Genomic DNA, 20738 nt, shown 5'->3' on the forward strand with positions numbered 1-20738 from the left:
ATACTGGTGTGTCGTTTCTCCCTTTGAGGTTGCCCCTTTGAAGTACGCCGTCCCTGTCCTCTTGAAGTACGCCGTCCCTGTCCTCCTCGCCCTTTCGCTGGGCATCGCCTGCAATCGCACCGAGACCAAGGCCGCCGCCAACCAGGCGCCAGTCGCTGGTGCTGCCGCCACGCCGACCGCGACTCCGGCCGCGCCCGGGACTCCAGCAGCCCCGCCGGCCGCCGGCCCGCAGACGCCGCCACCAGCGCCAGTCAAGCCTGTCCCGACCGTGCTGCCGACCGTCGTCGCACGGGTCAACGGCAAAGACATCGCGGCCGCCGAACTCGAGAAGGCCATCCGGAACCTGGAGGCCAACGTCGGCAACCAGATCCCGGCCGAGCGCCGCAGCGAGATCTATCGCGGCATCCTCGATCAGCTCGTCGAGATGCGACTGCTCGAGCAGGAAGCCGCCGCGCGCAACATCAAGGCGACCGACGCCGAGGTGGCGGCCGGCATCGAACAGATGAAGAAGCAGGCGCCCAATCCCGAGGCGTTCGCCAAGGCGCTCGCGTCGCGCAAGATGACCGAAGCGGACCTGGCCGCCGAGGCGCGCCAGCGGCTCTGCGTGGACAAGTTGCTGACCACAGAGGTCGAGCCCAAGGCCGCGGTCACCGAAACCGACATCGCCGACTTCTACAAGAAGAACCCGCAGTTCTTCATGCAGCCCGAGGCGATGCGCGCCAGCCACATCCTGCTGAAGGCCGACACGCCGGAGACCAAGGCCGTGGCCAAGCCCAAGGCCGAGGACCTGCTGCGGCAGATCAAGGGCGGCGCGGACTTCGCCGCGCTCGCCAAGCAGCACTCCAACGACGGCAGCGCCCCGAACGGCGGCGACCTGGGCTTCTTCCCGCGCGGCCAGATGGTCAAGGCGTTCGAGGAGGCCGCGTTCGCGCTCAAGGCCGGCGAGATCAGCCCGATTGTCGAGACCGAGTTCGGGTACCACATCATCAAGGGGGCCGAGCACCGCGACGCACGCACGGTGCCGCTGGCCGAAGTGAGCGACCGCATCGCGCAGGCGCTGCGTCAGCAGAAGCAGCAGCAGCTCGCACAGGAGTACGTGCAGTCGCTCAAGACCAAGGGCAAGGTCGAGATCCTGATGTGATGTCCAGCCTGTTCGGGCACATCGACGAGGCACTCGCGCGCGGCGAGGCGGTGGCGCTGGTCACCATCGTTCGCGCCCAGGGCTCCACGCCACAGCGCGTCGGCGCCCGAATGCTCGTCTTCCAGGACGGCCGCACGCTCGGCACGATCGGCGGCGGCTGCTACGAACAGGATGCGTTCGGGAAGGCCCGGCTGGCACTCCAGACCGGGCGTCCCACCCTCGCCCAGTACGACCTGAACGACGACTTCGCCGAGGAGCAGGGCCTCATCTGCGGAGGGCAGATGGACGTCTTCATCGACCCGATCGTGCCCACGCCGCGCGTCTGCATCGTCGGCGCGGGACACGTCGGCTATCACACCGCGCAGTTGGCCGCCAACGTCGGCTTCCGTGTCGTGGTCGTCGACGACCGCGCGTCGTTTGCCGATCCGGCGCGCTTCCCGACCGCCGAACGCGTCGACGTTGCCGAGATTCCGGAGTGGCTGCGTACGGCCGACATCGGGCCGCGCGATTACCTGGTGATCGTCACGCGTGGCCATCGCGAAGACCTCGATGCGCTGCGCGCGGCCATTGCGCGGGACACGGCCTACGTCGGCCTGATTGGCAGCAAGGCCAAGATCGCCCGCCTCTACGCGCGCCTCGGCGCCGAGGAGATGGACACGACGCGCCTGGCCCGTATTCACGCACCGATCGGGCTGGACCTCGGCGCCGTGTCGCCCGAGGAAATCGCGGTCAGCATCGTCGCCGAGTTGATCGCGCATCGCCGCGGTCGCCTGCAGTCGCGCAGCAGCGCCGACGAGGGAGAAACGAGTCGCGCCGCCCAGGCCATGCAGTGGCTGCCGCCGACGCTACGCTGACGGGCATAGACGTCAGCGGCCTGTCGTAGGCGTCGACCTTCAGGTCGACGCCTACGACAGGCCGCAGAGCGGTCGAACGCCATCAGGGCGTCGCGGCTGCAGCCACGACGCACGTGGACGGCTCCGCCGACGACGTAGCCGTCGACCTTCAGGTCGACGGTCCCGTCCAACGTTCGGCGTTCGGCGTCCAACGTTCGGCGTTCGGCGTTCGGCGGGAACGGTCCGCGTTAAGCGTTAAGCGTTAGGCGTTAAGCTGCCTTCATGCCCGCGTTTGGACGCAGCCTGCTCGCCGAGTTTCCGCTCGATCCGTCGATCACCTACCTGAATCACGGCACCGTCGGCGTGACACCGCGGCGCGTGCTCGCGGTGCAGCAGGCCATCCGCGACGAGATCGAACGACAGCCGAGCCGCTTCCTGCTGCGCGAGCTGACGGCACCGGCTACCTCGGTGGGAATGCCACGCGCCGGGACGCCGCGGCTGCGCGTCGCCGCACATGCGGTCGCTGCGTTTCTCGGCGCCGCCGGCGACGACCTCGTGTTCGTCGACAACATCACCACCGGCGCCAACGCGGTGCTGCGATCGTTTCCGTTCGCACCAGGCGACGAGATCCTGGTGACCGATCTCGGCTACGGCGGCGTGACGAAAGCAGCGCAGTTCGCCGCGCGCGAGAAGGGCGCGACGGTGCGCACGGTCACGATGCCGTGGCCGCCGACGCCGGGCACGTTCGCCGATGCCATCGTCGATGCCGTCGGTCCCAGCACGCGCCTCGCCATCGTCGATCACATCTCGGCCGAGAGCGCCCTCGTGCTGCCCCTCGCCGACATCTCCGCCCGGTTGCGGTCGAAGGGCGTCGCGGTGATGGCCGACGGCGCACACGCGCCGGGCGCCATTCCGTTCCGCATTGCGGAGCTCGGCGTCGACTGGTACGTCGCCAATCTTCACAAGTGGATGTGGGTGCCGCGCAGCAGTGGCATCCTCTGGGCCGCACCCGAGCGACAGGCGTCGCTGCAGCCCGCGGTCATTTCATGGGGCCTCGACGAGGACTTCACGACGACCTTCGACCTGCCAGGCACGCGTGACCCGTCGTCGCATCTTGCGGCACCGGCAGCCGTCGACCTCTTCCACGAGTGGGGCCTCGAGGCCGTCCGGCACTACATGCATGACCTCGCGTGGCAAGCCGCACAGCACGTCTCGCAACGCTGGGACACGCCGTTCGACACGCCGGCATCGATGATCGGCACGATGGCCACCGTCACGCTGCCAGCGACCCTTGGATCGACACGCGAGGACGCGCAGCGGCTGCGCGACGCGTTGCTGTTCGAAGATGGCATCGAGGTTCCCGTCCACGCGTACCGGGACCGCCTGCGCGCCCGCATCTCGGCGCAGGTCTACAACGACATGGACGACATCGACCGCCTGGCGGCGGCCATTCTCGCGCGTCTGCGCTGACAACCGTCGACCGGACTTTGTCCGCCGTAGCCCTGGCGAAGGCGGAAGGTCGACGGCTACGCATGTGCCCTGGCCGGCGGTTGCTGACGCCGCGCGTCGACCAAGGTCGACGCCTACACGGCTTGGGCCTTCGGCATTCGGCCTTGGGCCTTCGGCGTCACGCGTCAAGCGTCAAGCGTCAAGCGTCAAGCATCTAGCGTTAAGCATTCGGCGTTCGGCGTTCGGCGTTCGGCGTTCGGCGTTCATGATGTAATCCAAGCATGCCTGGCTGCATCCTGCGAGGCGCGACGGTGCTCACGATGAACGATGCCCTCGACCAGGTCGAGGGACCAGTCGTGGTGCGTGACGGCGTCATCGTGCAGGTCGGCGGACCAGAGCCCGAGGGCCTGCCGGCGATCGACGTCAGCGGCTGCGTCGTTCTGCCTGGCTTCGTGCAGACGCATGTGCATCTTTGCCAGACGATCTTTCGCGGCGCCGCCGACGATCTGGCGCTGTTGGCCTGGCTGCGTCAGCGTGTCTGGCCGATGGAGGCCGCGCACGACGATGTGTCGTTGCGGGTGAGCACACAGCTGGCTGTCCATGAGCTGTTGCGTACGGGGACGACGTCCGTACTCACGATGGAAACCGTCCACGGCACGGAGGTCGTGCTCGAGACGCTCGCCGCGAGCGGCCTCCGCGCGACCGTCGGCAAGTGCCTGATGGACAGCGACGACGCGGCGCCGTCACGGCTGAAGCAGCCCGTGCGTCCCGCCATGGACGAGGCCCTGGCCCTTCGTGCCGCGTGGGATGGCGCGGCCGGCGGCCGCATCCGCGTCGCCCTCGCCCCGCGGTTCGCGGTGTCCTGTTCGCGCGAACTCCTCGAGGCCACGGCCGCTGTCGCTGATGCACACACGCTGCTCGTGCACACGCATGCGTCGGAACAGCGTGACGAGATCGCCGTCGTTCGCGCGATCGCCGGCATGGGCAATCTCGCCTACCTCGCCGACACCGGGCTGGCGACGTCGCGCCTGTGCGCGGCGCACTGCGTGTGGGTGGACGATGCGGAGCAGGCGTTGATGGCGGAGCACGACGTCAAGGTAATGCACTGCCCCGGCAGCAATCTCAAGCTCGGCTCTGGACTCGCCCCTGTCGTCGAAATGCGCGCGCGCGGCATCACGGTGTCGCTCGGTGCAGATGGCGCGGCATGCAACAACCGGCTCGACATGTTCGACGAGATGCGCCTCGCAGCCACGCTGCAGGCAGTCCGCCTCGGCCCCGGTACACTCCCGGCACGCGAGGTCGTCTGGATGGCGACGCGCGCGGGAGCACGCACGCTCGGGCTCGATTCCGTCATCGGACAGGTGTCGCCGGGTTTCCGCGCCGACCTGATCGCGGTCGACGTCTCGGGACCGGATGTCGCCCCGTCGATGGATCCCTACTCGTCGCTCGTATATGCGTGCCGTGGCACCGACGTGCGGGTAACGATGGTCGATGGCGACGTGCTCGTCCGCGATGGCATGCATCGCGACGTCGATGCGCTCGCGCTCGCGGTGGGCGCCCGGCACCAGGCGCAGCGACTCCGTGCACGGGCGGGCCTCTGAACCGGACCGGCAGACCAGCCGAAGCGGTCGCGGCGGCCACAGAGGCAGGGACCTTGCGAGCGCTGAGGTCTCGACATTTCGGCATTCCAGCATTCCGGCATTGCTGGTCCGACGGGACTGGTCCGACGGGCCCGGCAGGTCCGGGCGCACCCGCCTTCCCTCCCGTCCGGGTGCCAATTGCCGGGAATGCCTCTATAATCACCGAGTTGGCACTCTCTACCGACGACTGCTAATGGCGAACTCGATTCCCCCTCGCTCGAGCGCGTTGCCGGCGGATGTGCCGGAGCGCTTCCAGCGCCTGCTGGCGACTCTGGTACGCGCGTACATCGAGCGCGGCGAACCGGTGTCGTCGCTGTGGCTTGCCCGCGAAAGCGGCCTGGACGTGTCCTCCGCGACGGTCCGGAGCGTGCTGGCGCGGCTCGAGGAACTCGGCCTCGTCCGCCAGCCCCACACCTCGGCCGGACGCGTGCCGACCGACCAGGGATACCGCTTCTACGTGAACCTGCTTCTGCACAGCCGTCGCCCGTCGCGCGCGGTCAGCGAACTCGAGGGCCGGCTCCGTCGCGCTGGCGGCATGGGCGAACTGCTCGAGAATGTCTCCCAGGAGTTGTCGCGCGCATCGCACCACATGGGCTTCGCGATTGCGCCCGGCGGGCAGGACGCGACGCTGAAGCACATGGACCTGGTTGCCCTCGACTCACGGCGGGTACTGGTGGTCGTCGTATCGGGGTCTGGGCAGGTGACGCACAAGGTCGTGGAAGTGCTGGACGCCGTGCAGCCGTCCGAGCTGACGCAGGCGGCCAACTACCTGAATGCCGAGTTCGCCGGCCTGCCCATCGCCGAGGTGCGCGAGCGCATCCTCGAGCGCCTGCAGGAAGATCGGGCGCTGTACGATCGGTTGCTGGCGCGGGCGCTGCGTCTCGCGTCCGAGACGCTCGACGACGTGGCGTCAGGCACGCAGTTCTTCATGTACGGTGCGTCCTCGTTGCTCGAGGCGGCGGCCACCGACGACGTGAAGGTGCCGCTCGCGACGTTGCGCGCGCTGCTGGCGATGATGGAGGAGAAGCACCGGCTCGTGCAGATCCTCAGCGAATACCTCGAAGGGCCCGGGCTCACGGTGGTTATCGGCACCGAGCACACCGAACCCGGCCTTCAGAACTTGAGTCTGGTCGCGTCGACCTATTCCGACAGCGGACGACAGGGCCTGATCGGCGTGATCGGGCCCACCCGCATGCGGTATTCCCGGTCCATCGCCGCCGTCGACAGCGCCTCGCGCGCCGTCACGCGCGTGCTGATCGGCGACGAGCCAGGCGGAGACCCTTCATGAACGACACACCCGTGGACCAGGCGGCAGACGCCGCAAGTGCCGACGCGCCCGCGACCGAGATGTCCGAACTGGACATCCTCGGTCGCGAGCGCGACGACGCACAGGACCGCCTGCTCCGGTTGCAGGCCGAATTCGACAATTATCGCAAGCGCGTCGAACGCGAACGCAGGGAACTCGGCGAGCACTTCGCCGCCGAGTTGCTGACCGACTTCCTGCCCGTGCTCGACGATGTCGAGCGGGCGCTGACGGCGGTGCAGGCGTCGCCGGAGCCGGCGCTTGCCAGCCACCGCCTCGGGCTGGAGTTGATCCAGAAGCAGTTCCTCGAGTTGCTGAAGCGCCGACAGGTGGCGCCGATCGATGCGCTCGGCAGCGACTTCGACCCCAACGTGCACCAGGCCGTGGGCCAGGAAGTCAGCGACGCGCACCGCGAGGGCGAAGTGATCGAGGACATGCGGCGCGGCTACCGCGTCGGCGAGCGGCTGCTGCGGCCGTCGATGGTCAAGGTGGCGACGCGTGGCTAAGCGGGACTACTACGAGGTGCTCGGCGTCGACAAGACGGTGTCCGAGAAGGACCTCAAGAGCGCCTACCGCAAGCTCGCGCTGCAGTACCACCCGGACCGCAATCCGGGTGACCACGCCGCCGAGGACAAGTTCAAGGAAGCCGCAGAGGCGTTCGCCGTGCTCGGCGACAAGGACAAGCGCGCGGCGTACGACCGCTTCGGCCATGCCGGGGTCGGTGGCGCCGGTGGACCGCAGTTCGATCCGAGCACCTTTGCCGACTTCGGCGATCTGTTCGGCGGCATCGGCGACGTCTTCGGTTTTGGCGACATCTTCGGCGGCGGTGGTCGGAAGCGCGGCGGGCCGCGGCGCGGCGCCGACCTGCGCTACGACCTCGAGATCTCCTTCGAAGAGGCCGCCAGGGGCCACGAGATGCAGTTGCAGATTCCGCGCGAGGAAACGTGCGAGACCTGCAAGGGCAGTGGCGCGGCCGCGGGCACGTCACCCGAGCAATGCGGCCAGTGCGGCGGCTCGGGTCAGCTGCGCTACCAGCAGGGCTTCTTCACCGTGGCGCGCCCCTGCGGTTCGTGTCGCGGCACTGGGCGCGTCATCGCCTCGCCCTGCGGCAGCTGCCGCGGCGCTGGTCGCGTCACCCGTGAGCGCAAGCTTACCGTCCGGATTCCGGCGGGTGTCGCCACGGGCCAGCGGATGCGCCTCAGTGGTGAAGGCGAACACGGCACCGGCGGCGGTCCGCACGGCGACCTGTACGTTGTCTTCCACGTCGCCGATCATCCGTACTTCCATCGCGAGGGCGATGACCTGCACTGCGAGGTGCCGGTCCAGTTCACGACGCTGGCCCTCGGCGGCACGATCAACGTGCCGACACTCGACGGTCCGCATGCCCTCGACATTCCCGAGGGGACACAGCCGGGTACGAGCCTGCGGGTGCGCGGCAAGGGCCTGCCCAACGTGTCCGGCCGTGGCCACGGCGACCTGCACGTGATTGTCGGCGTCCAGGTACCGAAGAAGCCATCGCGCGAACTGCGCGAGGCGCTCGAGGCCCTGCGCACGGTGCTGCCGGCCGATACCGGCGACGCCGCGTCCCACGACCGCTCGGGCGAGGACAAGCCGTTCTTCGAGCGCGTCAAGGACATGTTCGGCTAGACATGCGCGCCCGCACCTGGCCGGTCCTGCGGCTGGTCTTCTCGACGCCGCTCGACGATGAATGGCACGAGCGGTTGTTACTCGACGTCGATGACTGCGGCGTGTCCGCACTGGACGAAGACGGCGACATCGTGTCGCTCTTCTTCGCTGCGGCCAGCGACCGCGACGCCGCCGTCGACCTGCTCGCCTCGCGTGGCTGGCCGTCGCAGGCCACGCTCTCCACCGAGGACGTCGCCGACGAAGGCTGGGCCGCGCGGTCGCAGGCCAACCTGCCGGCGATCCGCGTCGGCCGCATCGTCGTCGCCCCACCCTGGGATGTGCCCGCTCCAGACGCGGCGGCGGACCTGCTGGTCATCGAAGTCGAACCTTCGACAGGATTCGGGACCGGACACCACCAGACGACGAGGCTCTGCCTGCGGGCGCTGCAGGACCTCGATCTGCGTGGCGCACGCGTGCTGGACATCGGCACCGGTTCCGGCGTGCTGGCCGTCGCCGCCGTACGCCTGGGCGCCGCCGAGGCACTCGGCATCGACAACGACCCCGATGCGATCGAGTCGGCCGAGGACACGCTGCGCCGCAACGGGCTCGAGGCGGGGGCCGCCGTCCGCATGGAATTGCGTGGCCTGGACGACCGGGCCCTCCTGGCATCAGACGTCGTCTGCGCCAACCTCACCGGTGCCCTGCTCCGCCAGCAGGGCGGGCGCGTGCAGGCGCTGCTGGTGCCAGGCGGCCGCGCCGTGCTCAGCGGCTTCACCGAGGACGAAGCCCGCTGGGTCCGCGACGCGTTCGACGCCTGCGACGTCGAGGCGACACACGAAGAAGAGTTCTGGGTTGCTTACGTGTTGCGGCGGCGCGCCGCCACGTCCCAGGCGTAGCGCACCACCGACAACGCAGCCACCGTCATCTGCTCGGCGCGCAACGTCACGGGCGCCAGCGTCCACGGCTCCCACCCGGCGTCGCTTGCCGCCGCCATTTCTTCAGCGGTCCAGCCGCCTTCGGGGCCGATGGCAAGGCACACGGCCCGGGCGGGCACGGGCACGTCGGCGCTGTCTCCCGCCGACGCCGCCGGCTCCGTGAGCCACAACCGCGTGGCCCCGGATGCTGCCGTGTCGCCAAGTACGCCGGCGAGGGAGCGAACCGGAGCGATTCGCGGGATCACCGCACGCCCGCACTGCTTGGCGGCCGCGACGGCCACCCGCAGCCAGCGCTCGTGCGCCGCGTCGGCAGCGCGCGCCGGAACGTTGGTGCGACTGGTCGTCATGGGCCAGATGTCGACGGCGCCGAGCACGGTGGCGTCGCGGATGACTGCGTCCATCGCGTCCCCCTTCAGCAGTGCCTGGGCCACGATGATCGGCGCGGGCGGTTCGGGCGCCGCGGCCCGTGCAGCACCAACGGTGACGACGCTCGCGCGCGGGGACGCGGTACGTACCACGCCGGCATGCAGGGCCCCTCGGCCGTCGAAGACTTCGACGTCATCGCCCTCATGCAACCGCAGCACGCGGCACAGGTGCGCGCTCTCGCCCTCGGGCAGCACCACATCGGCCGCGGCGATGTTCAGATCAGGGGCGTGGAAGCGGGGTGGCACGACACGTTCACTCGATCTGGTGCAGGTAGCAGTCCGCTGTCCCAGCGGGCTGGGGGAGGCCCGGACAGAGAATGCCGAAATGCTGGAAGGCCGAAATGTCGAGAACAGGGGTAGCCGCCATCCCGAGAACATCGGTAGCCGACATGTCGGGAGCATCGGTGGCCGAAATGTCGAGGGCATCGGTAGCACCAAGGCAAGCCTTCGACATTGCAGCATTCCAGCATTGCGGCATTACTGATTCCCCACAAGGCGGACCTGTCGCGCCGAAGCCGCGCCGCGGCGAAGCGGACCTGTCGCGCCGAAGCCGCGCCGCGGCGAAGGCGGATATACTCACCCTCCGGCATGCTCTTCAAGGGCCAGACCCTCGGCAAGTATCGCATCCTGTCTCCACTGGGAAGCGGCGGGTTTGGCACCGTCTACCTGGCGCGCGACACGTGGCTGGACAAGCAGGTGGCGATCAAGGTCCCCCATCGCCAAGGTCTCGACTTCTCCGAACTGCTCCGCGAACCGCGCCTGCTCGCCAGCGTCAACCACCCGAACATCGTCGCCATCACCACGGCCGACAAGCAGGACGACATCTTCTTCATCGTCATGGAGTACGTGGCCGGCGAGACGCTGGAGAGCGTCCTCGAGCGCGAAGGCGCGCTCGACCTGCCGCGCGCGCTGGACTACACGGTGCAGATCGGCAACGCCGTGGACCATGCGCACAAACAGGGCGTGATCCATCGGGATCTGCGGCCGGCCAACGTGCTCGTGTCGGAGAACGGGATGCTCAAGGTGGCCGACTTCGGCACGTCGCGCTTCCTGGAGATCGCGGCCCACGGCACAACGGTGATTGGCAGCCCGGCATTCATGGCGCCCGAGCAGTTCCAGGGCAAGGCCGTGTTCGCGTCGGATCTCTACTCGGTGGGGATCACGATGTACCAGATGCTCACGGGCGAACTTCCCTACGAACCACCGCCGCCGTCGGCGTTGCACAAGTTGCTCACGGGCGAACTGGTGACGCCACCCCGGTCACGCAATCCGGCGATTCCGCGCCGGTTGAACGACATCGTCATGAAGGCGCTGGCGCCACAGATTACCGACCGCTACACCCGCGCGTCGGACCTGCTCGACGATCTGCTCGCGGCCAAGTCGGTCATCCTCGGCACGCCCGGACCTCGCGCCATCGCCGATCTCGGCCTGGACGACGCCAGCCGCGCCGCCCGCTCGAACGCCCCGCCCCTGCCCCGCGCGGTCAAGTACCAGGACCGCGAGGCCGCCCGCAACTGCTGGCATTGCCGTCGTCCCCTGCACAACCTCGCGACCAAGTGCCCATTTTGTGGTGAGAACCAGTAATGCCGCAGGCCGGAATGCTGGGAATGTCGAGGGCATTCGCGGGCTAACGCCAGGCCTTCGACATTGCCGCATTGCCGCATTGCCGCATTAATGAAGTACTTCTGAGAGCTTCACGGCGGCGCCGTTGCGCGCCTTGCTCAAGTCGGCGGCTTCCATGAAGGCCAGCGACTCGAGGGTCTCCTCGGGTGACGCCGGCGCCTTGCCCGTCTGGAAGAACTCGATCGTGCGCTTCAGCAGGCCGTAGTAGCCTTCACGGCGCTTCAGGCCGTCGGGCAACGGCATCTCGGACGTCGCGCTGACGACGGCGTTGGCGCCGAAGACGGTCTGCCCGTACGTGCTGTACTTGCCGCTGCGCACGCCGCGCACGACACCTACACGCCCGTCCGCCCACGTGCCGACCACCACGTCGGTCCCCTTGGTGTGCGTGCGGCTCACCGAAACGCACCCGGGCCCCATCAACTGGTACAGGGTCTCGACGGCGTGCACGGCGTACCAGAACAGGTCCGGATGGTGCGGTTCGAGCGTCGCCGGGCCGTACGTGGCCGCGCCCATCACCGCCCCGACCTTCGGGTCGGCCTGCAGCATGAGCACGTCCTCGACATAGCGGCGAGACGAGGCGCTGAACAGCGGCACGCCGGCCGCCTTCGCGAGGCGAACGATTTCGGCCGCGTCCTTCGTGCTCGCGGCCATCGGCTTGTCGATGAACAACGGCTTCTTCGCGGCGATGACCAACTTCGCCTGGGCCAGGTGCACGCGAGCATCGACGCTCTCGATCATCACCACGTCGACCTTGGGCAGCAGCGCCTCGATCGAGTCGACGATCTCGATCTTCCATTTATCGCGGAGTTCGGCGGTGAACTTGTCGATGCGGGTCGCGCTGGCCTCGACGTCCCGGCTTCCGCCCTTGAACGCCGCGACGACCCGCGCACCCGGAATGTGATCCGGATTGGCCGGATCATTGAGCAGGGCGGTGAACGCCGTGACGTGCGACGTGTCGAGCCCGATCAGGCCGATGCGCAGGACCTTGGCCGGCGCGGCTTGCGTGCCGGCCCCTGGCTCCCCGGCAACGAGGGTGGAGGTCGTGGCGAGCATCCCGAGCAGGAGCCCACCCATCAGTGCGCGTCGTGTTTTCATGGACTCAGGTAGGCTGCAGCCTGCAGCCTGCAGGCTAGGTGATGATGTATGGATGCCGCTGCGGGCGCGTGAGCCAGCTGTTGGCCTCGTCGTCGTTGTGGAAGCGCTCGCGCGCGGGATCCCATTTGAGCGTGCGGCCGGCACGCATCGCCATGTGGTGCAGCAGGCACGCCGAGCACGACCGGTGCCCGACCTCGACGGGCGCCAGCGGGAGCGCGCGGGACCGAATCGCCTCCAGCCAGTTGCCGTGATGGTCCTTGCTGTCGATGAGATGAATCTCGTCAGGACCGATGATGGACGTCAGGATCTTCCGGTCGCTCGCATCGAGCGCCTTCGGGTTGCCGACGTAGGCGTCCGGCGCGCTCCCGCTCAGCCCGCTCACCCGGTTGACGAAGATCCAACCCTCGGTGCCGATGAACTTCACCCCGTTCGTGATGCTGTCGCTCACGATCATCTGGACGCCGTCGGCATAGCGGGCCTCGGTCCGAAAGGCGCCGTGGACGTCCCAGATGCCACCCTTCGGGAACTCCGCCTTGCCCCAGATTTCGATCGGGCCCGTGTGCTCGGCGTCCATGCCCCAGTGCGCCGTGTCGATGTGATGGGCGCCCCAGCCTGTGATCATCCCGGCGCCGAACTGCTCACACCGCAGCCACCCGGGTCGCTCGTAGCCCACCTGCGGGTGCACCCGCTTCTCGGTGTAGGCCACCTGCGGCGTCGAGCCGAGCCACATGTCGTAGTTGAAGTGCGGCGGGACGGGCATTGCCGCTTCATCCTCGCCGCCCGGGTCGGCCGCCAGCCCGACCTCGATCGTCTTCAGTTGCCCGATGCGGCCGTTGCGCACCAGTTCGCAGGCGTATCGATGCTGCGGCAATGACCGGTTCTGGCTCCCGAGTTGCAACACGCGGCCGGTGCGCTGCACGGCGTACGACAAGGCCCGTCCCTCCGCGATCGTGAGTGAGGCGGGCTTCTGCAGGTAGACGTCCTTGCCGGCCTCGACGGCGGCGATCGCCAGCGGCGCATGCCAATGGTCGGGCGTGCTGATCAGCACCGCGTCGATGTCGCGGTTCGCCAGCAGCTCGCGATAGTCGTCGTACATGGTCACGCCGTCGTACGCGCGACCGGACTGCTTCGCGTAGAAGTCGTTCACGAAGCGCTTGCCGTCCTCGAGCCGTCGTCGATCCAGGTCGCACACGGCCATGATGCGGGCCAAGTCGAGCAGGAGCGTGTCCGGCATGTCGTGGTCGCGCGAGATCCGGCCCGTGCCGATTGCCGCGACGTTGATGCGGTTGCCCGGCGACGTCTTGCCGAAGACCGTGGCCGGCACGATCGCCGGGGCGGTCCCGATCAGGGAGGCGACGGCCGCGCCCTTGCCGGTGGAGGCCAGGAAGGAGCGACGGGACACGGAACGAGTCGTGGACATGACGGAACCTCGCGTGATCGTGGGCCTCACTTGGACAGCACTGGCGGACGTGCCTGCGCCTGCGCCTCGAGCACCAGTTGCGCCACGAGGAACGTGTACGCCTGCGGCATCGCCGTCTCCGTGCGGTTGACGATGTCATCGAGGAGTCGCGGGCCATATGGCAGCGGCGTGTCCTTCGCCTCGATGTATCGCGTCTCCTTCTGGTCCACGAGGAACAGGTGGCTGCCGCCTGGGCGGCCGGCGAGATCGACGTTGGGACGCACCTCGAGGTAGCCGTCGGTGCCCATCACCGTGAGGCGCGAGTCGCCGAACGTGGCCACGCCGCCGGGCGTGAACCAGTCGACACGGAAGTAGCCGGCGGCCGTCTCGGCCTGCAGCATGGCGTCGCCGAAGTCCTCGAAGTCTGGCTTGTCGGGGTGATGCAGGTTGCCGCTCCGGGCGGCGACGACGGCACCGCGCGTCGCCTTCGTAAAAGCCAGGAAGTAGTCGACCTGGTGCGTGCCGAGGTCGCCGAGGACGCCGCCGAACTGTTCGCGCTTCCAGAACCAGTCGGGCCGGTCGGCGCCGATCTTGTGCGGCCCGCTGCCCATCGTGTGCAACACCTGCCCGATGGCTCCGGCGTGCACGAGTTCGACTGCCCGCTGCGTCGCCGGGCTCTCGAGGCGACCGCCGTAGAGGATCGAATAGATCCGCTTCGTCTGTGCCTGCACGCGGCGGGCCTCGGCCAGGTGCGCCAGCGTCGTCACACCCGGCTTGTCGACCATGAAGTCCTTGCCGGCCTGCATGACCCTGATGCCGAGCGGCGCGCGCTCGTTCGGGATTCCCGCGCTGACCACCAGCTGGATGGCCTTGTCGTCGAGGATCTCCTGCTCGGTGCGGGCAACCCGGGCCTGCGGGTACCGTTTCGTGAACGCCGCGACGAGTTCCGGTTCCTTGGCGTACACCGCGGTCAGCGTCGCGCCGTTGCCCAGCATCGTCTCGATCTGGCTGTAGATGTGGCTGTGGTTGAGCCCGATCGCGGCAAAGGCGACCGGCGGTCGCGCCGACATCTTCGGCTGCGGCTGCCGGCCCGCCGCGATCTCGGTCCGGATGGCGCGCCCGGCGCGGGCCGGGTCGAAAGCGGGCATCGGCCACGCCGCGAGGGCCGCGCTGGAAGTGCCGAGGCTACTGATGAACGAGCGTCGATTCACGGGGTCCTCTCGGCCGACGATGCCGCCCCCACCGGCGTCTCGCCTGCAGGACAGCCGGCCGCCTCACCGGAAACGGCCCGGAGGCCGTGCCGCACAACGGCGTGCCGTGCGCACACGATTTGGCCGACGACGACTCGAAGTCAAGTGTTTCCTGCGGAGCCGGAGCGGCCTGCCGGGGTTCCCGTCAGGCGGCCTTCCACGCGCGCCGAAGCCTTGGCGAAGGCGGGTGGAATGATGCGTCCGGCTGCGGCCCGCGCGTGCGGGAGGGCGGAAGGGGCGGCGCGCTCATGCGACTTGTGGCCCCTGCCGATTGGCGAGGAAGGCCTGTCATGCACCTCAACGACCTCCTCACACACGCTGTTCGCAGTGGCGCCTCGGACATCCACATCAAGGTGGGTAGCTACCCCATGATGCGGGTCGACGGCACCCTGCTCGTCGCCAACGATAGCCGACGCCTCGAGCGGGATGACACCGAAACGATGGCGGCGACGGTGCTCAACGTCGAGCAGCGGAAGTACTTCGTCTCCCACCAGGAGATCGACGCGGCCTACAGCATCCCCGGGCTCGGCCGCTTCCGATGCAACGTCTTCACGCAGCGGGGCACGATCTCGCTCGTCATCCGCGTCATCTCGACCAAGGTGCCGTCGGTCGAGGCGCTCGAGCTGCCAGACGTGCTCAAGCGCATCGCCGAAGAGGAACGTGGCCTGGTGCTCGTGACCGGCACGACCGGGTCGGGCAAGAGCACCACGCTGGCGGCGATGATCGACCACATCAATCAGCATCGGTCTTCGCACATCGTCACCGTCGAGGATCCGATCGAGTACCTGCATCGGGACCATCGGTCGATCGTCAACCAGCGCGAGATCAACGTCGACACCAAGTCGTTCGCGCACGCGTTGCGATCGGCGCTGCGCCAGGACCCCGACGTGATCCTCGTCGGCGAAATGCGCGACCTCGAGACGGTGGAAACGGCGTTGCTCGCGGCCGAGACCGGTCACCTTGTGTTCTCGACGCTGCACACACTCGATGCGCCCGAAAGCATCAACCGCATCGTGGCGGTATTCCCGCCGCACCAGCAGCGCCAGGTCCGCCTGCAGCTGGCCAGCGTGTTGCGCGCCGTTGTGTCGCAGCGGCTGCTGCCGCGCGCGATGGGCGCCGGGCGCGTCGCCGCGGTGGAAGTGATGATCACGACCCCGTTCATTCGCGACTGCGTCGCCGACAAGGACAAGACACACCTGATCCACGGGTCGATCGCCGCCGGCACGTCACAGTACGGGATGCAGACCTTCGATCAGCACCTGTTCCTGATGTACAGCCGCGGCATCATCACCTACGACGACGCGATGCGCTACGCGTCGAACAAGGACGAATTCAAGCTGAAGGTGCAGGGCGTGTCGACGACATCGGACATGGCCCGCGACGAGATGCTGCACGCCTCCATGGGCCGCCCGGGCGGCTCGGGCTCGCCCGAGATCACGCGGTTCAGCAACTAGTTCCGGGTACCGGGCACCGGGTACCGGGCACCGTCTCACGTCTCACGTCTCAAGTCTCACGATCAGGCCTGAGACCTGAGTCGTGAGACCTGGCCCTATTCCCGGTCCAGAGCCGCTCGTCGACCTGCAGGTCGACGGCTACGTCACCGAATGAGGCATGCGCAGCGTGTTGGGCCGCGCTCGGCGAGCTGGCCCTGCCTCACGACGATTCCACTCTGCATGCGCGATCCCCGATCCCCGGTTCCCGCTTCCCGGTTCCGGGTTCCGGGTTCCGGGTTTCTACCGCCGCGGTACGATCGCCGCATGCCCCGCGAGGTCGTGCCGCCCGATCCGTACGTGTACGGGCTCGCCGCGCTCGGACGCCGTGAACTCACCGAGCGGCAATTGCGGACGAGACTGCTCCGCCGCGGCTGCGACAGCGACGACATCGACGCGGCGATCGTGCGCCTGAAGCGCGAACGCGTCCTCGACGATCAGCGCGCCGCGCTCGCGTTTGCGCGAACCGAGGCCCGCGTCAAGCACCGCGGCCCGCTGCGGATCCAGCGCACGCTCGAGACGATGGGGATCGATCGGCAGGCGGCTCGCCGCGCCACCGACGAGGGGTTCGAGGAGCGGCCCGTCGACGAAGCACTGGAGGCGGCGCTGCAACGCAAGCTGCGTGGCCCGATCGCCGACGACCGTCACGCGCAGCGGTTGGTGGCGTACCTGGTACGCCAGGGGTTCGACCTCGGCGCGGCAATCGCCGCCGTCCGGAAGCGGCGGAATATCGACGACGTGTAGCCGTCGGACAGAACCCGGCCGCGGCCGGCTCGTCGACGCGTCGCTGCCCGTCGACCTGAAGGTTGACGGCTACCAGGACCGGCCGCTACTTGTCGCTGAAGACGAACTTGCGGAACGCCGCCGGGACGTGAAAGCTCGGTGCACCGGTCGGCGACCAGGCGCGGCTGACGGCGCCGTCCTTCGGGCGCGCCGGGCCGTTGGGACGCTCGATACGGAAGGCATTGAACCCCCACGCTTCGCCGGCCGCCGGCGGCAACGCCACTCTCTCGGGCAGCGGCAGCGAACGGAATCCTGGCCACGGGGCGAAGGCGGTGGCGATCCAGCGCTTCGGGGAACCGTCGGCGTTCTTCTCGTGCCGCACTGCGGTCTTGAGCCCTTCGTGGTTCCAGGTCAGGTCGGAGGTGACCGTGGGGTGCGGCGCCGCCATGCGCACGTCGCAGACGACGTTGGTGGGGCTGATCTCCAGTTCCCAGTAGTCCTCCCCTGCCCGGGCCGGGTCCAGGAAGATCTCGACGACCTCCTCGTCCCACAAATGCTCGTCGCGCTGCGTCATGGTCGCCCAGGGCGCCGTATCGTCGGCATCCCACCGCAGGTACAACCCCTCGGGCGCCCACAGCGCGCGCAGCCGGGTCTCGTACGGCGCGGTGCCCCACGTCAGGACTTCAGCCCCGCTCCAGGCGCGGTCGTCGGCAGCCAGCAGGGCGGCCTGCGCGGCGGCGGTCGCCTTGTGGACGGTGTAATGCGCGCCGGCCGGTAACGGGGCCTGCCCGGATCGGGCCGGGGTGGCGGCCGGCGACTGGGCGATCGCGGGCACGGTCGTTCCTGCCAGCAGGGACAGGACTGCACTGCACAGGAGGGGCTGTCGGAACATGTGCGGAGTATAGAGCCGGGGCGCTGGTCCGGACACGGGGTCTGGCGTCGTCGGGCCGTGGGTCGCGGTTGCAGGCGAACCATCCATCGCAGCATTCCGGCATCGCGGCATCGCGGCATTACAATGGACGGCTATGCGTTCGCGTGAGATCCGCCGTGGGTTCCTCGAGTTCTTCGAATCGGCCGGTCACCGTCCGGTGGCCAGCGCCCCGCTCGTGCCGGGCGACGACCCCACCCTGTTGTTCACCAATGCCGGGATGAACCAGTTCAAGGACGTCTTCCTCGGCAAGGAGAAGCGGGACTACGCGCGGGCCACGACGGCGCAGAAGTGCATGCGTGTCAGCGGCAAGCACAACGACCTCGACAACGTCGGCCCGTCGCCGCGGCATCACACGTTCTTCGAGATGCTCGGCAACTTCTCGTTCGGCGACTACTTCAAGGCCGAGGCGATCCCCTATGCGTGGCGCCTGCTGACCGATGTCTGGCAACTGCCGAAGGATCGCCTCTACGCCACCATCTTCATGGGCGAGCCGGGCGTGCCGCGCGACGACCAGGCCTACGAGCTGTGGCGCAAGTTCCTGCCGGCCGATCGCATCGGCGAGCTCGGCGCCGAGGACAACTTCTGGCAGATGGGCGACACCGGGCCGTGCGGACGGTGTTCCGAGATCTACTTCGTGAAAGACGACGGCTCCATGATGGAGATCTGGAACAACGTCTTCATGGAGTTCGATCGGCAGCCCGGGGGCGTGCTGGTGCCGCTGCCGGCCCCGTCCATCGATACCGGCATGGGGCTCGAACGGGTCACCGCGGTGCTGCAGGGCGTCGAGAGCAACTACGACACCGACCTGTTCCAGCCGCTGGTGCAGGACGTCGCGGCGATGTGCGGCCAGCCGTACGTGGGCACCGACGCCGCGAGCACGTCGATGCGCGTCATCGCCGACCACATGCGCGCGTGCACGTTCCTCATCGCCGATGGCGTCATCCCCAGCAACGAATGGCGCGGCTACGTGCTGCGCAAGATCATGCGACGCGCCATGCGTCACGGCAAGAAGCTCGGCATCACGCAGCCGTTCATGCACGAACTGGCCGACCGCGTCGTCACCGAGATGGGCGACGCCTATCCCGAACTGAAGGCCAACCGGGACAGCGTGGTCAGCGTGATCCGCTCCGAAGAGGAGCGGTTCGACGCGGTGCTGACGACCGGCCTCGGCCGCCTCGAGCAGGTGCTCGAGCGGGCCGCGGCTTCCCAGCGCAAGGTCGTCCCAGGCGACGAGATGTTCCGCCTCTACGACTCGCTCGGGTTGCCGCTGGACTTCATCGAGGACCTCGCCAGCGAACGACAGCTGGCCGTCGATCGCGCCGGCTACGAGGCGGCGATGGAGGCCCAGCGCGAACGCGCACGCGCCGGCAGCCACTTCGAGATGGCCCGTACGCAAGGTTTCACCGTCAGCGTGGCGGGCACGCAGGCCGCGCTCGATGCCCTCGGCGACCGCTTCGAAGGCTACGACATCACCGAACTGACCGAAGCGAGGATCGTCGCGCTGTTCGACGACACGCGCAGCGAAGTCTCCGCACTCGATGCCGGCAGCACCGGCTTCGTGGTACTCGATCGCACGCCGTTCTACGTCGAAAGCGGCGGCCAGGTGTCCGACACGGGCACGCTGACCGCCGACGGTGGGCGCGCGGATGTCCAGGCGATGTCCCGACTCGCGGCCGGTGGACCGCGCGTGCATCAGGTCACCGTCTCGCAGGGCACGCTGCGTACGGGCGGCCTCGTCACGGCGCGCGTCGACCTCCCCCGCCGGGCGGCCATCCGCCGCAACCACACGGCGACGCACCTGCTGCACGCCGCGCTGCGACAGACGCTCGGCACGCACGTGAAGCAGGCCGGCTCGCTGGTCGCGCCCGATCGCCTGCGGTTCGACTTCGTGCACACCGGTACGATCGCCGCGAGCGACCTCGAGGCCATCGAGCGCATCGTGAACGCGCAGATCATGCGCAACACGAAGGTGCAGACGACGCTGCGCCGGACCGACGAGGCGATGGCGCTCGGGGCGATGGCCCTGTTCGGCGAGAAGTACGGCGACACGGTGCGCGTCGTCGACATCCCGGGATTCAGTCTCGAGCTGTGCGGTGGGACCCACTGCCGCGCCACCGGCGACATCGGCGTCTTCACCATCGTCAGCGAAGGCGGCGTGGCCGCGGGTGTCCGTCGCGTCGAGGCGGTGACCGGCGAGGGCGCGGTGGCGCTGCTGCAGGACGAACGACGGCAGCTGCAAGCGGTTTCGTCCGAACTGCACGTGACCCCGACCGAAGCCGCCGAGACCGCGGGCAAGCTGCAGGCGGAGATCAAGCGGCTGACCCGGGCCCTGCATGAGGCGCGCGTCAAGGCAGCCCTCGGCGCCGGCGGCGACGCGGCGTCCGGGCAGCAGACGCACGACGTCAGTGGCGTGAAGGTGGTCACGCGGCGCGTGGACGGCGTCGACCGTACGGCCCTGCGCGAACTGGCCGACCAGATCAAGGCGGGCCTCGGCTCGGGCATCGTGGTCCTGGCCGCGGACGCCGAGGGCAAGGTCAGCTTCGTGGTGTCGGTGAGCGCGGACCTGACGTCACGCGTCAAGGCTGGTGACCTGGTCAAGCGCCTCGGGCCGATCGTGGGTGGCGGCGGCGGCGGCCGCCCCGACTTCGCCGAGGCCGGCGGCAAGAAACCGGAGCAGATCGACGCGCTCCTCGGGGCCACGCCGGGCGCCGTGCAGGACGCCCTGGCCTCGTCGGTGGCCTGACAGGATTGTCAGCGCAGCGACGCCACGCGCAGGCGCGTGTGGCCGTTCCTGCGATCCCCCATCCGTCGTGCCGCGGATTTCCTCGGCAATCGCAAGGGATCGAGTCTTGCCTTTCCATGCCGATGTGAAAGG

The 20738-nt window shown here is 68.7% G+C and carries 17 protein-coding genes; 12 read left to right on the forward strand and 5 right to left on the reverse strand.

Features of this window, described 5'->3' with window-relative positions; translation table 11 throughout:
- Window positions 1–61 precede the first annotated feature (61 nt).
- The 8 genes from LuPra_RS34155 to LuPra_RS21905 all read left to right on the forward strand — a co-directional run bounded on the left by LuPra_RS34155 (window position 62) and on the right by LuPra_RS21905 (window position 8888).
- Window positions 62–1141, forward strand: a complete 1080-nt coding sequence (locus LuPra_RS34155; RefSeq protein ID WP_169812027.1) for a peptidylprolyl isomerase — start codon at window positions 62–64, stop codon at window positions 1139–1141.
- Window positions 1141–1995, forward strand: coding sequence for an XdhC family protein (locus LuPra_RS21870; protein WP_110172716.1), 855 nt, complete (start codon window positions 1141–1143; stop codon window positions 1993–1995). Before LuPra_RS34155 ends, LuPra_RS21870 begins: the two co-directional genes overlap by 1 nt.
- 261 nt (window positions 1996–2256) lie before the next feature.
- Window positions 2257–3444 carry an aminotransferase class V-fold PLP-dependent enzyme gene (locus LuPra_RS21880; RefSeq protein WP_110172717.1) on the forward strand — a complete coding sequence of 396 codons (1188 nt, stop codon included), beginning with the start codon at window positions 2257–2259 and terminating at the stop codon, window positions 3442–3444.
- A gap of 260 nt (window positions 3445–3704) precedes the next feature.
- Window positions 3705–5024 carry an amidohydrolase family protein gene (locus tag LuPra_RS21885; protein ID WP_110172718.1) on the forward strand — a complete coding sequence of 440 codons (1320 nt, stop codon included), beginning with the start codon at window positions 3705–3707 and terminating at the stop codon, window positions 5022–5024.
- Between the two features lie 232 nt (window positions 5025–5256).
- Complete coding sequence (hrcA, locus tag LuPra_RS21890) at window positions 5257–6351, forward strand: heat-inducible transcriptional repressor HrcA (protein WP_157899526.1); 1095 nt, start codon at window positions 5257–5259, stop codon at window positions 6349–6351.
- Window positions 6348–6872, forward strand: coding sequence for a nucleotide exchange factor GrpE (gene grpE / locus LuPra_RS21895; protein ID WP_110172720.1), 525 nt, complete (start codon window positions 6348–6350; stop codon window positions 6870–6872). The genes hrcA and grpE overlap by 4 nt, the downstream gene beginning before the upstream one ends.
- Window positions 6865–8013 carry a molecular chaperone DnaJ gene (dnaJ, locus tag LuPra_RS21900; RefSeq protein ID WP_110172721.1) on the forward strand — a complete coding sequence of 383 codons (1149 nt, stop codon included), beginning with the start codon at window positions 6865–6867 and terminating at the stop codon, window positions 8011–8013. Before grpE ends, dnaJ begins: the two co-directional genes overlap by 8 nt.
- A gap of 2 nt (window positions 8014–8015) precedes the next feature.
- Window positions 8016–8888 (forward strand): 50S ribosomal protein L11 methyltransferase, encoded by an 873-nt coding sequence (locus LuPra_RS21905; RefSeq protein ID WP_110172722.1) that lies wholly within the window; start codon window positions 8016–8018, stop codon window positions 8886–8888.
- Here the strand turns inward: LuPra_RS21905 and LuPra_RS21910 are convergent.
- A complete protein-coding gene (locus LuPra_RS21910; protein ID WP_157899527.1) occupies window positions 8849–9598 on the reverse strand; it encodes an RsmE family RNA methyltransferase in 750 nt (249 codons plus the stop codon). The two genes, LuPra_RS21905 and LuPra_RS21910, sit on opposite strands and share 40 nt — an antisense overlap.
- A gap of 342 nt (window positions 9599–9940) precedes the next feature.
- Between LuPra_RS21910 and LuPra_RS21915 the strand changes: the two genes are divergently transcribed.
- Complete coding sequence (locus LuPra_RS21915) at window positions 9941–10936, forward strand: serine/threonine-protein kinase (RefSeq protein WP_110172724.1); 996 nt, start codon at window positions 9941–9943, stop codon at window positions 10934–10936.
- 87 nt (window positions 10937–11023) lie between these two features.
- Here LuPra_RS21915 and LuPra_RS21920 read toward each other — a convergent pair whose 3' ends face one another.
- The 3 genes from LuPra_RS21920 to LuPra_RS21930 are packed head-to-tail and all read right to left on the reverse strand — an operon-like array spanning window position 11024 to window position 14680.
- Window positions 11024–12070: a Gfo/Idh/MocA family protein gene (locus tag LuPra_RS21920; protein WP_234800502.1), complete on the reverse strand. Its 1047-nt coding sequence runs from the start codon at window positions 12068–12070 to the stop codon at window positions 11024–11026.
- Window positions 12071–12104: 34 nt separating this feature from the next.
- On the reverse strand, window positions 12105–13490 hold the full coding sequence (locus LuPra_RS21925) for a Gfo/Idh/MocA family protein (RefSeq protein WP_110172725.1): 1386 nt from the start codon (window positions 13488–13490) through the stop codon (window positions 12105–12107).
- 26 nt (window positions 13491–13516) lie between these two features.
- On the reverse strand, window positions 13517–14680 hold the full coding sequence (locus LuPra_RS21930) for a Gfo/Idh/MocA family protein (RefSeq protein WP_234800503.1): 1164 nt from the start codon (window positions 14678–14680) through the stop codon (window positions 13517–13519).
- Window positions 14681–15009: 329 nt separating this feature from the next.
- On the opposite strand from LuPra_RS21930, the gene LuPra_RS21935 reads away from it, so the two are divergent.
- Window positions 15010–16173, forward strand: coding sequence for a type IV pilus twitching motility protein PilT (locus tag LuPra_RS21935; RefSeq protein WP_110172727.1), 1164 nt, complete (start codon window positions 15010–15012; stop codon window positions 16171–16173).
- A gap of 303 nt (window positions 16174–16476) precedes the next feature.
- On the forward strand, window positions 16477–16953 hold the full coding sequence (locus tag LuPra_RS21940) for a regulatory protein RecX (RefSeq protein ID WP_157899528.1): 477 nt from the start codon (window positions 16477–16479) through the stop codon (window positions 16951–16953).
- An 85-nt stretch (window positions 16954–17038) separates the two neighbouring features.
- On the opposite strand, the gene LuPra_RS21945 is transcribed toward LuPra_RS21940, so the two are convergent.
- Window positions 17039–17824, reverse strand: coding sequence for a carbohydrate-binding family 9-like protein (locus tag LuPra_RS21945; protein WP_157899529.1), 786 nt, complete (start codon window positions 17822–17824; stop codon window positions 17039–17041).
- 133 nt (window positions 17825–17957) lie between these two features.
- On the opposite strand from LuPra_RS21945, the gene alaS reads away from it, so the two are divergent.
- Entirely contained in the window at window positions 17958–20606 is a 2649-nt protein-coding gene (alaS, locus tag LuPra_RS21950; RefSeq protein ID WP_110172730.1) for an alanine--tRNA ligase, read from the forward strand.
- Window positions 20607–20738 lie beyond the last annotated feature (132 nt).

It is taken from the genome of Luteitalea pratensis (assembly GCF_001618865.1).
GTDB classification, from domain to species: domain Bacteria; phylum Acidobacteriota; class Vicinamibacteria; order Vicinamibacterales; family Vicinamibacteraceae; genus Luteitalea; species Luteitalea pratensis.